Origin of the sequence: Vibrio sp. DW001 (assembly GCF_029016285.1) — a bacterium.
In the GTDB taxonomy this organism is placed as follows: domain Bacteria; phylum Pseudomonadota; class Gammaproteobacteria; order Enterobacterales; family Vibrionaceae; genus Vibrio.
In genome coordinates this window covers 562,579-574,779 of the sequence record NZ_CP091975.1, presented here as the reverse complement: position 1 = coordinate 574,779, position 12,201 = coordinate 562,579, and the positions used below count along the sequence as shown (strand labels likewise).

The 12,201-nt window shown below is 45.3% G+C and carries 4 protein-coding genes, 4 tRNA genes, 3 rRNA genes and 1 pseudogene; 3 read left to right on the top strand and 9 right to left on the bottom strand.

All coding sequences use genetic code 11. The annotated features are described in order from the left end of the window. The first annotated feature begins 307 nt into the window (after positions 1–307). From L3V77_RS02775 to L3V77_RS02765, 3 genes and pseudogenes are all read left to right on the top strand, one after another. Positions 308–592, top strand: a complete 285-nt coding sequence (locus L3V77_RS02775) for a transcriptional regulator (protein ID WP_275135625.1) — start codon at positions 308–310, stop codon at positions 590–592. Positions 593–847: 255 nt separating this feature from the next. Continuing rightward, complete coding sequence (locus L3V77_RS02770) at positions 848–1,876, top strand: P2 family phage major capsid protein (RefSeq protein ID WP_275135624.1); 1,029 nt, start codon at positions 848–850, stop codon at positions 1,874–1,876. Positions 1,877–1,952: 76 nt separating this feature from the next. Then, positions 1,953–2,327 (top strand): annotated as a pseudogene (locus L3V77_RS02765) (GPO family capsid scaffolding protein); the annotation flags it as partial. Positions 2,328–2,594: 267 nt separating this feature from the next. On the opposite strand, the gene L3V77_RS02760 reads toward L3V77_RS02765, so the two are convergent. From L3V77_RS02760 to clpB, 9 genes are all read right to left on the bottom strand, one after another. Next, positions 2,595–3,098 (bottom strand): GNAT family N-acetyltransferase, encoded by a 504-nt coding sequence (locus L3V77_RS02760; RefSeq protein ID WP_275135623.1) that lies wholly within the window; start codon positions 3,096–3,098, stop codon positions 2,595–2,597. Positions 3,099–3,177: 79 nt separating this feature from the next. Next, positions 3,178–3,254 (bottom strand) — tRNA-Trp (locus L3V77_RS02755). A gap of 22 nt (positions 3,255–3,276) precedes the next feature. Beyond that, positions 3,277–3,353 (bottom strand) — tRNA-Asp (locus L3V77_RS02750). 94 nt (positions 3,354–3,447) lie between these two features. Then, a 5S ribosomal RNA gene (rrf, locus tag L3V77_RS02745) occupies positions 3,448–3,563 on the bottom strand. Between the two features lie 122 nt (positions 3,564–3,685). Beyond that, a 23S ribosomal RNA gene (locus L3V77_RS02740) occupies positions 3,686–6,578 on the bottom strand. 384 nt (positions 6,579–6,962) lie between these two features. Further along, a tRNA-Ala gene (locus L3V77_RS02735) sits at positions 6,963–7,038 on the bottom strand. 126 nt (positions 7,039–7,164) lie between these two features. Beyond that, a tRNA-Ile gene (locus L3V77_RS02730) sits at positions 7,165–7,241 on the bottom strand. A gap of 139 nt (positions 7,242–7,380) precedes the next feature. After that, a 16S ribosomal RNA gene (locus tag L3V77_RS02725) occupies positions 7,381–8,933 on the bottom strand. Together the 16S, 23S and 5S rRNA genes with 4 tRNA genes alongside form the textbook arrangement of a ribosomal RNA operon. A 654-nt stretch (positions 8,934–9,587) precedes the next feature. Then, positions 9,588–12,161: an ATP-dependent chaperone ClpB gene (gene clpB, locus L3V77_RS02720; protein ID WP_275135622.1), complete on the bottom strand. Its 2,574-nt coding sequence runs from the start codon at positions 12,159–12,161 to the stop codon at positions 9,588–9,590. Positions 12,162–12,201: the final 40 nt, after the last annotated feature.

Below are 12,201 nucleotides of genomic sequence, written 5' to 3'. Positions count from 1 at the left end.
GCGCAAAAAAACGCACAGTTGCGCATCGGCCATTTTCTAGATATGGATTTTAGAAAGTCATTGAATATTCAGAAGATCACCGAGTTGATACCGTCATTCTAAAGGCATCATTTAGAACTGAGGGAAAACGTATGTATGTAACGTGTCCGATTTGCTATTCCAAAGCGCACGTCATTAGCAAACAGAAAAAGACAGCCGAGCAGAGTGAACACTCATGTCAGTGCTCTAACTTGAATTGCTCTTCTTCTTTCAAGGTGTCTCTAAGCCTGATTGGAGGTATTAATCTTCCAAAGAAACCGGAGGCCACATGTTAGATTGCCCTAACTGCGGTGCGAAATATCGAATCGTAACTTCGCGGATAATTTCCAATGAAGTAAGGGAATTTTGCTGCCATTGCGCAACGTGTCAGGCACGATTCCGCCAGTACTCTGTATTCGAAGAATTTATTGTGGAGAATTCCAATAGCCAGCCCCCTGACGAGCAGGCACAACCCGACGTTGCAAAAAGACGAGAGAAGATTATTAGCATGCTGACCCCATCACAACGACCACCGAGAGGCGAACCGACAGGGCCTGCAATGGTGTTCAAGTAAATAGTTTGATAAGTAACAGACACAAAAAAGCCGCTCAGCGAGAGCGGCTTTTGAACTTCCCAATATGAACAATGAGTAAATGAACTGAAGAGGAACCTAACTCACTCCGCCATAATACCCAACCCGCCGCCGCAATCTTGCTTATCACCTTCTAGAACCGCTATCTAGAATTCTATCCAGTGCAGTTACGTCTTTTAAATCGGTTAAATAGAACCTCACCAAATGGAACCATTCAACGACCTAACAGGACAACCCATGGACATAATCACAGATAAAAAATTCAGCGCATACAAAGACGATAAGCAAAAACAATATGACACCTTAGACCAAGATGGGGCATTTAATGTCAACAGTTCACTGGCCAGAGGCGAACTCATCCGAATGAGAGAAACGGACGAATTTCTCAATCGCATTAACCTCGTTCTAGTGGTGCGAGATATGGACAATTCGATAGGCTTAGGCAGTGGCAAACTCATTGCAGCACGTACCGATACCGCCAAAGGCGGAACACGCATACCGCGCAAAATAAATCCTAGCACCGGAATGCCTTATGAATGTAAACAAGTTAACTTTGATTCCGCTATCTCCTACGCAACGATGGATGCTTGGGCGCACCATGACGACTTTAACGACTGTTTTGAGCGTGAAATGCAAAAGCATGCGAACTTAGATTTAATCCGCGTCGGCTTTTTTGGTAAAGAGACCGCCGATGATTCCGACGAAGCACTTAACCCCAACGGCGAAGATGTAACAGAAGGTTGGATTCAAGCGTTAAGAGACCACAGAGAAGCGTCTATCCTAAACCCAGAGAGCGAAGAGATACGTATTGGTGAAGATGGTCACTACGCCACCGTTAATGAAGCTGTGTCCGCTGTGAAGGCGAAAATAGCCCCCCGTCATCGTGACGTAAATGACCTCGTTGTATTACTTGGCAGTGATTTAGTGGCTCATGATGCGGCAAGCTTCTATCAAAAACGTGTTGATCCTAAGCAACCCGTTCATCAAATAGAAATGCGACAAATCAAAGAGTCTTATGGGGCCATGCCTGCCTTTATGCCGTCCTGTTTTCCGGCTCGGGGCATCATGGTGACCAGTTTTGATAACTTATCCATTTACTTCTTAGCCCGCGCCTTTAGACGTTCATTTGGAAGACGCAACGATAGATTCAACCGTCTAGAGAGCTTCGAATCAATGTCGCTGTGTTACATCATTGAGCAATTAGACAAAGCCGCGGCTATTGATTTTGACGCCGTAAAATTAAACAAGAGTGGTGTTTGGAAATAATCCCACGATTATCAACCGAAGAGCCGTAAGTCACTTAATAGCGCAGGCTCATTCCCTACGATGAAGAGAACGACTTATGTTTATATCTGATCCTATCTGTATTTTGACCGCGGGCGTGTCCGTTGGTGGTAAAGAAATCAGCCAGCAAATTATCGACGAAATGGCAGAAAGTTATAATCCAAGCGTTTATACCGCTCGCATAAATAAAGACCAAGAACGAAGAGGTGAAAAGCTCGGCTCTGTTGCTTCACTAGAAAAGCAGGGGAACAAGCTCTATGCGGTGCTAAAGCCTAACTCAAAGCTATTGCATACCGTTGAACAGGGGCAACTACTACACGCTGCTTGTGAGTACATAGAGGAGTTTGCAGGCACAGGTAAAGCTTACTTAACAGGCCTAGCTTTAACGGATAATCCAGCCTCTTTAGGTACCACTCAAATTCACCTTTCAGCAACGTCGAACAACAGCGTTGTGAAGAAGAATTCATTCTATAAAAAAGATGATCAAATCAGCGTATTAAAAAACAAAGTAGCGAAATTATCTTCCCAAGTCGAAAGCCTAACCATACAGGCTAATGCACTCACCAATGAGTCAGACAATGGAGAAGAGGAAGACATGTACCTTTGACCTCTTACGACGTCAAAATACAAAAAGGCCGCTAAATTCTAACGGCCTTTCTATTGAGAGCATCGACTCAAGTACTAACCAAACATTAACAAATCATCGCTTAAACTCGTATTTGCAGATTAGCTTATCTTGACCCTTATAATCACTTAACCCGCTATGTATTAGTTTAAAATCGCATTTTTGTAACACTCTTTGTGAAGCTATATTTTCGGCAACACAAATACCAAAAATATTGTCTATTCCTAATGCATCCATCATCCTAGGCAAAAACACTTTTAGAGCCTCAGTTGAATACCCTTGCTTTGTATAGCTTTGTCCAATGTGATATCCAACTTCCCAACAATCATCAAGCTTTACCACTTGTACATGTCCTATTTGCTCTCCATTTTCCAACAATACAGGATAAACAAAAGGGCCTTCTTTTGTCTGGTAGCACGAGATAAGAAATTCAAGAACATCCCGCGCTTCTTGAATCGACTCAAACACTTCATCTGGCAAGAATATTCGGTTGTCATTGTCTAAAGAATTTAGGTGAACGCTTTCTGCCATGCTCAAATCAAATTCACAAATAGATAATCTAGTCGATTTAATAAGCATATATGTTTCCTTTAGTTATAAACACAAAAAGCCCACTCCGAAGAGTGGGCTTTCTTTTTGCATAGATATGCAATTGTAATGGCAGGGGTGGAGAGATTCGAACTCCCAACACGCGGATTTGGAATCCGCTGCTCTGCCAATTGGAGCTACACCCCTAAAGCTATTTTCTTGTAAGAACTGGCGGAGTGGACGGGACTCGAACCCGCGACCCCCGGCGTGACAGGCCGGTATTCTAACCAACTGAACTACCACTCCACATGGTATTCTTACGCTAATTAAAGTCTCATAAACAATGCTTTAACTAGTTTTTGCCTTTATCTTTCCTAAAAAAGATAAAAACGATATTAAAACCTGGCGATGTCCTACTCTCACATGGGGAGACCCCACACTACCATCGGCGCTGTTGCGTTTCACTTCTGAGTTCGGCATGGGTTCAGGTGGGTCCACAACGCTATGGTCGCCAAGCAAATTTGGTCAAGCTTCCTATCACGATAGAAAACTTTAATAATCTGGATTACTGACTTAAATAAAAGTTCACACACATTCAATGTTCTTACATTGAGTCCACAAAACCCCTTGGGTGTTGTATGGTTAAGCCTCACGGGCAATTAGTACAGGTTAGCTCAACGCCTCACAACGCTTACACACCCTGCCTATCAACGTTCTAGTCTCGAACAACCCTTTAGGACACGTAAAGTGCCAGGGAAGACTCATCTCAAGGCTCGCTTCGCGCTTAGATGCTTTCAGCGCTTATCGATTCCGAACTTAGCTACCGGGCAATGCCATTGGCATGACAACCCGAACACCAGTGGTTCGTCCACTCCGGTCCTCTCGTACTAGGAGCAGCCCCTTTCAATCTTCCAACGCCCACGGCAGATAGGGACCGAACTGTCTCACGACGTTCTAAACCCAGCTCGCGTACCACTTTAAATGGCGAACAGCCATACCCTTGGGACCGACTTCAGCCCCAGGATGTGATGAGCCGACATCGAGGTGCCAAACACCGCCGTCGATATGAACTCTTGGGCGGTATCAGCCTGTTATCCCCGGAGTACCTTTTATCCGTTGAGCGATGGCCCTTCCATTCAGAACCACCGGATCACTATGACCTGCTTTCGCACCTGCTCGAATTGTCATTCTCGCAGTCAAGCGGGCTTATGCCATTGCACTAACCACACGATGTCCAACCGTGTTTAGCCCACCTTCGTGCTCCTCCGTTACTCTTTGGGAGGAGACCGCCCCAGTCAAACTACCCACCAGGCACTGTCCGCAACCCCGATAAGGGGCCGACGTTAGAACATCAAGCATACAAGGGTGGTATTTCAAGGTCGACTCCACTCCATCTAGCGACGAAGTTTCAAAGTCTCCCACCTATCCTACACATGTAGGGTCAATGTTCAGTGCCAAGCTGTAGTAAAGGTTCACGGGGTCTTTCCGTCTAGCCGCGGGTACACTGCATCTTCACAGCGATTTCAATTTCACTGAGTCTCGGGTGGAGACAGCGTGGCCATCATTACGCCATTCGTGCAGGTCGGAACTTACCCGACAAGGAATTTCGCTACCTTAGGACCGTTATAGTTACGGCCGCCGTTTACCGGGGCTTCGATCAAGAGCTTCGTCCGAAGACTAACCCCATCAATTAACCTTCCGGCACCGGGCAGGCGTCACACCGTATACGTCATCTTACGATTTTGCACAGTGCTGTGTTTTTAATAAACAGTTGCAGCCACCTGGTATCTGCGACTCCCGATAGCTCCATCCGCAAGGGATTTCACCGTCAAGAGCGTACCTTCTCCCGAAGTTACGGTACCATTTTGCCTAGTTCCTTCACCCGAGTTCTCTCAAGCGCCTTGGTATTCTCTACCCGACCACCTGTGTCGGTTTGGGGTACGATTTCTTATAATCTGAAGCTTAGAGGCTTTTCCTGGAAGCATGGCATCAATGACTTCATCACCGTAGTGACTCGACATCGGGTCTCAGCCTAACAATTTCCCGGATTTACCTAAGAAATTAGCCTACACCCTTGAACCTGGACTACCATCGCCAGGCTCACCTAGCCTTCTCCGTCCCCCCATCGCAATTATAAGAAGTACGGGAATATTAACCCGTTTCCCATCGACTACGCCTTTCGGCCTCGCCTTAGGGGTCGACTTACCCTGCCCCGATTAACGTTGGACAGGAACCCTTGGTCTTCCGGCGTGGGAGTTTTTCACTCCCATTATCGTTACTCATGTCAGCATTCGCACTTCTGATACCTCCAGCAGACCTTACAGTCCACCTTCAACGGCTTACAGAACGCTCCCCTACCCAACATAATAAATTACATTGCCGCAGCTTCGGTGTATAGCTTAGCCCCGTTACATCTTCCGCGCAGGCCGACTCGACCAGTGAGCTATTACGCTTTCTTTAAATGATGGCTGCTTCTAAGCCAACATCCTGGCTGTCTGAGCCTTCCCACATCGTTTCCCACTTAGCTATACTTTGGGACCTTAGCTGGCGGTCTGGGTTGTTTCCCTCTCCACGACGGACGTTAGCACCCGCCGTGTGTCTCCCGGATAGTACTTACTGGTATTCGGAGTTTGCAAAGGGTTGGTAAGTCGGGATGACCCCCTAGCCTTAACAGTGCTCTACCCCCAGTAGTATTCGTCCGAGGCGCTACCTAAATAGCTTTCGGGGAGAACCAGCTATCTCCAGGTTTGATTGGCCTTTCACCCCTAGCCACAAGTCATCCGCTAATTTTTCAACATTAGTCGGTTCGGTCCTCCAGTTGATGTTACTCAACCTTCAACCTGCCCATGGCTAGATCACCTGGTTTCGGGTCTATACCTAGCAACTCGACGCCCAGTTAAGACTCGGTTTCCCTACGGCTCCCCTATACGGTTAACCTTGCTACTAAATATAAGTCGCTGACCCATTATACAAAAGGTACGCAGTCACAGGACGCAATGCCTGCTCCTACTGCTTGTACGTACACGGTTTCAGGTTCTATTTCACTCCCCTCACAGGGGTTCTTTTCGCCTTTCCCTCACGGTACTGGTTCACTATCGGTCAGTCAGTAGTATTTAGCCTTGGAGGATGGTCCCCCCATATTCAAACAGGATATCACGTGTCCCGCCTTACTCGTTTTCACTTAAAATGATGTGTCGGTTACAGGGCTATCACCTTGTATCGCGATACTTTCCAGAATCTTCACCTGCATCATTAAAAGCTTAAGGGCTAATCCAATTTCGCTCGCCGCTACTTTCGGAATCTCGGTTGATTTCTACTCCTCCGGGTACTTAGATGTTTCAGTTCCCCGGGTTTGCCTTATTAACCTATGTATTCAGTTAATAATACTAGCTTTTGCTAGTGGGTTTCCCCATTCGGAAATCGTAGACTCAAGTGGCTTTTACTGCCTTATCTACGCTTATCGCAAGTTAATACGTCCTTCATCGCCTCTGACTGCCAAGGCATCCACCGTGTACGCTTAGTCACTTAACCATACAACCCCAAAGGGTTTCGCTTACGCGAAATAACAACGAATTGTTATTGTATTAGCAACCAAGGTTTCTATCGTTGCCTCATTATTTGAATGAGCGAGACAACATTTTCGATTTTGCCGGACTCAAATATTAAACATCTAACCGAAGTTAGCTGTTTCCAAGAACACTTGAATGTGTGTTGGTTTGTTATCACTGAAGTGACAACAAGACCCTAGAGTTTCCTTTTAAAAAAAGGATCCAATAGGATTTGAGAACTTTTATTTTGATAAATAATAATCAATTATTTATCAGTCAGCTTTCCAAATTGTTAAAGAGCAAAGATTCATCAAATGAACCATTTTTAAATATTCTTTTCTCTATGCAGAGTAAAAACACTTAAAGATGGTGGAGCTATGCGGGATCGAACCGCAGACCTCCTGCGTGCAAGGCAGGCGCTCTCCCAGCTGAGCTATAACCCCATCAGTTGGGTGTTTTTTTGATAACTCATTAAACTAAACTGAGAAAATTCTTTTTATGCAAGGCAAGTTAGGAGGAGGCATAATAATAATATGCGACGACTGACTTAACGCGGCAGAAGAAGATTTTGGTGGGTCTGAGTGGACTTGAACCACCGACCTCCCGCTTATCAGGCGAGCGCTCTAACCAGCTGAGCTACAGACCCATTCTTGCTTTATGTTTTCTCTTAGTTGAACGAAGAAAAATCATGACGCAATAACAGAAGATATTTCTGAGTTATCATCTCTTTGCTTTTCTAAACCTATTTCAATCTGTGTGGACACTCATCATGTGCAATCATCGTTTAAGGAGGTGATCCAGCCCCAGGTTCCCCTAGGGCTACCTTGTTACGACTTCACCCCAGTCATGAACCACAAAGTGGTAAGCGTCCCCCCGAAGGTTAAACTACCTACTTCTTTTGCAGCCCACTCCCATGGTGTGACGGGCGGTGTGTACAAGGCCCGGGAACGTATTCACCGTAGCATTCTGATCTACGATTACTAGCGATTCCGACTTCATGGAGTCGAGTTGCAGACTCCAATCCGGACTACGACGCACTTTTTGGGATTCGCTCACTATTGCTAGCTGGCTGCCCTCTGTATGCGCCATTGTAGCACGTGTGTAGCCCTACTCGTAAGGGCCATGATGACTTGACGTCGTCCCCACCTTCCTCCGGTTTATCACCGGCAGTCTCCCCAAAGTTCCCGACATAACTCGCTGGCAATTAAGGATAAGGGTTGCGCTCGTTGCGGGACTTAACCCAACATTTCACAACACGAGCTGACGACAGCCATGCAGCACCTGTCTCAGAGCTCCCGAAGGCACGCCTGTGTCTCCACTGGCTTCTCTGGATGTCAAGAGTAGGTAAGGTTCTTCGCGTTGCATCGAATTAAACCACATGCTCCACCGCTTGTGCGGGCCCCCGTCAATTCATTTGAGTTTTAATCTTGCGACCGTACTCCCCAGGCGGTCTACTTAACGCGTTAGCTCCGAAAGCCACGGCTCAAGGCCACAACCTTCAAGTAGACATCGTTTACGGCGTGGACTACCAGGGTATCTAATCCTGTTTGCTCCCCACGCTTTCGCATCTGAGTGTCAGTATCTGTCCAGGGGGCCGCCTTCGCCACTGGTATTCCTTCAGATCTCTACGCATTTCACCGCTACACCTGAAATTCTACCCCCCTCTACAGTACTCTAGTTTGCCAGTTTCAAATGACCTTCCGGGGTTGAGCCCCGGGCTTTCACATCTGACTTAACAAACCACCTGCATGCGCTTTACGCCCAGTAATTCCGATTAACGCTCGCACCCTCCGTATTACCGCGGCTGCTGGCACGGAGTTAGCCGGTGCTTCTTCTGTAGCTAACGTCAAACAATAAGCGTATTAAACTTACTGTCTTCCTCACTACTGAAAGTACTTTACAACCCGAAGGCCTTCTTCATACACGCGGCATGGCTGCATCAGGCTTTCGCCCATTGTGCAATATTCCCCACTGCTGCCTCCCGTAGGAGTCTGGACCGTGTCTCAGTTCCAGTGTGGCTGATCATCCTCTCAGACCAGCTAGAGATCGTCGCCTTGGTGAGCCATTACCCCACCAACTAGCTAATCTCACTTAGGCTTATCCAATCGCGGAAGGCCCGAAGGTCCCCTCCTTTCCCCCGTAGGGCGTATGCGGTATTAGCTATCGTTTCCAATAGTTATCCCCCTCAACTGGGCAAATTCCTAAGCATTACTCACCCGTCCGCCGCTCGACGCCTATTAACGCTCCCGAAGGATTGTTAATTTCGTTTCCGCTCGACTTGCATGTGTTAAGCCTGCCGCCAGCGTTCAATCTGAGCCATGATCAAACTCTTCAATTTAAGTTCTTTTTGGCTCAATGAATACTGACTTTAAATTGCCTTTTACTTTAGATAACCAAAGGTTAAATAGTAAAGTGTTCTTTAAAGTTCTATCACTCCAACAGAGTGATATTTAAATAACTGTGTTCGACGTTAATTCGTTTTCACTTTTAAAAAAGTAAAAACAAAGTAAGCATCAAATTAGGTCACTCAGTTCATTGAAACCGTTGTTGATTTCGTGCCCTAAAGCAGAGAATCATCTTCGATTGTCATCAACGAGTGCCCACACAGATTGATATAGGTTTAAATTGTTAAAGAGCGTTGCTTGGAAGTCTCTCTCAAGCGGACGGTCATTTTAGCGATATAGCCTTCTGTGTCAAACACTTTTTGCTATTTATTTTCTCTCGTTTGGCTTTTCACTTTTTGAAGTGATCTGGAACAAGAAAGAGAAGATAAATCTCTATCACCAGTCTTTATTGACCGACATCATCAACACGTTTAGTTAGTAACTATTCGGTGACAACGGAGGCGCATTATAGGGAGAAATCACGAGAGCACAATACCTATACGTCATTTATTTACAAAAACAGTCCTGTTCGTTTGTTTTTCAATCTAATCGAACAAAAAAGGGGCTTTCGCCCCTTTGATTGTTAATCAATAGTAATTTTTCAAATATTATTGGTGTGCAATGATTCGATCATTACTGACTAAAAGCTGCACTTTCTTATCTGGGTCGACCTTCCCTGCCAATATTGCTTTGGCCAGTGGGTTCTCGACACTTTGTTGAATTGCTCGTTTCAACGGTCGAGCACCATACACAGGATCAAACCCTACATGTGCAATGAGATCGAGCGCCTTTTCGGAAACGTCTAGCTCATAGCCATTATCTTTCATACGACTTGCTAGTCTCGCTAGCTGTATCACCGCAATCGATTTAATGTGCTCTTGCCCTAAGGGATGAAATACAACCATTTCATCTACTCTATTAAGGAACTCAGGTCTGAAGTGTTTAACCACAACATTCATCACCTCTTCTTTAATTCCTTCATAGTCTAGTGTATTGAAATGTTCTTGTATTCGATCGGAACCTAAGTTGGATGTCATGATGACTACGGTGTTTCGAAAATCGACAGTTCGTCCCTGGCCATCAGTAAGACGCCCATCATCGAGAACCTGAAGAAGTATATTGAAAACATCAGGGTGCGCCTTTTCTACTTCATCTAATAGAATGACAGAATAGGGTTTCCTTCTAACCGCTTCAGTTAAATACCCTCCTTCTTCGTATCCAACATAGCCCGGAGGTGCCCCAACCAAACGTGCAACAGAGTGTTTTTCCATAAATTCGGACATGTCTATCCTCACCATGGCCTCTTCACTGTCAAACATAAAATTTGCAAGTGTCTTGCATAGCTCCGTTTTACCTACGCCTGTTGGGCCCAAGAATAAGAACGAACCGATAGGACGATTAGGGTCAGATAAACCGGCTCTACTACGACGAATCGCATTCGATACCATTTTCACCGCTTCTTTTTGTCCAATGACTCGCTTGTGAAGCACATCTTCCATTGCAAGTAATTTACTGCGCTCAGCTTCTAGCATTTTCGATACAGGGATACCTGTTTGTTTCGACAACACTTCTGCAATTTCTTCATCAGTGACCTTATTTTTAAGTAAGGTCATTTCTTGCATTTCTGCTTGTGCTGCAAGATCAAGTTGCTTCTCTAGTTCTGGAATACGTCCATATTGAAGTTCAGACATTCGATTAAGATCGCCTGCACGTCTAGCGAAGTCCATATCCATACGAGCATGCTCTAATTCGCTCTTTATATGTTGCGTACCAGAAAGTGCTGCTTTTTCTGCGTTCCAGATCTCTTCCAGTTCAGCGTAGTCTCTTTCCTTAACGCTCAATTCTTGGTTAATGACTTCTAATCGTTTGCTACTCGCATCATCATCTTCGTTAACCAACGCTTGCTGTTCTATTTTTAGCTGGATGATCTTTCGTTCTAGTTTATCTAATGACTCTGGCTTTGAATCAATCTGCATACGGATGCTAGATGCTGCTTCATCAATTAAATCGATGGCTTTATCTGGTAGTTGTCGGTCCGAAACATAACGATGGGATAAGCGTGCTGCAGCAACAATTGCAGGATCGGTAATCTCAACATGATGGTGAAGTTCATAGCGCTCTTTTAAACCACGTAGGATAGCAATCGTATCTTCTACGCTCGGTTCATCAACAATTATTTTTTGGAATCGACGTTCTAAAGCAGGGTCTTTTTCAATGTATTGGCGATATTCATCAAGTGTGGTCGCGCCAACACAATGCAGTTCGCCTCGAGCCAGCGCTGGTTTTAACATATTACCAGCATCCATTGAGCCTTCACCTTTACCAGCACCTACCATGGTATGAAGCTCATCGATAAAGAGAATGACATTGCCTTCTTCTTTAGACAGTTCATTTAGCACTGACTTAAGCCGTTCTTCGAACTCACCTCGATATTTCGCACCGGCAATCAAAGAGCCCATATCTAACGAAAGTACACGACGGCCTCTTAAACCCTCGGGGACTTCATTATTTATAATGCGTTGAGCGAGTCCTTCAACAATAGCCGTTTTACCCACACCCGGTTCACCAATAATAACCGGGTTGTTTTTTGTTCTTCGTTGGAGTACTTGAATGGTACGACGAATCTCATCGTCACGACCAATAACAGGATCCAGCTTTCCTTGCTCAGCTCGTTCGGTTAAATCTATAGTGTATTTTTCTAACGCTTGGCGTTTTTCTTCTGCATTTGGGTCATCCACTTTTTGTCCACCACGTATTTGTTCAATTGCAGCAGACAACGTTTTTTCTACAAGCCCCATTTCTTTAAGCAGTAGACCTAGTGGCCCTTTATCTTCTATGGCCGCTAATAGAAAAACTTCGGATGAGATATAGGCATCTTTTCTTTGCTGTGCAATCTTGTCGCACATGTTAAACAGCTGACCCATTCCACTTGATAGTTGAACATCACCACCAATGCCGCTCACTTTGGGTAAGCGATCCATCATCTCTGACAATTTGGATCTTAACTGGATAATGTCTATATCTAACATGGTGAGTAATGGGCGAATTGCACTGCCATCTTGGTTTAATAGAGAAACCATAAGATGTACAGGTTCGATATATTGATGATCACGCCCGAGTGCTAATGACTGGGCATCGGATATCGCTACTTGAAACTTGCTTGTAAATCGGTCTAAACGCATAGCAGCCCCCAATATGAAATTTATTGTCTGCTATCAAGAT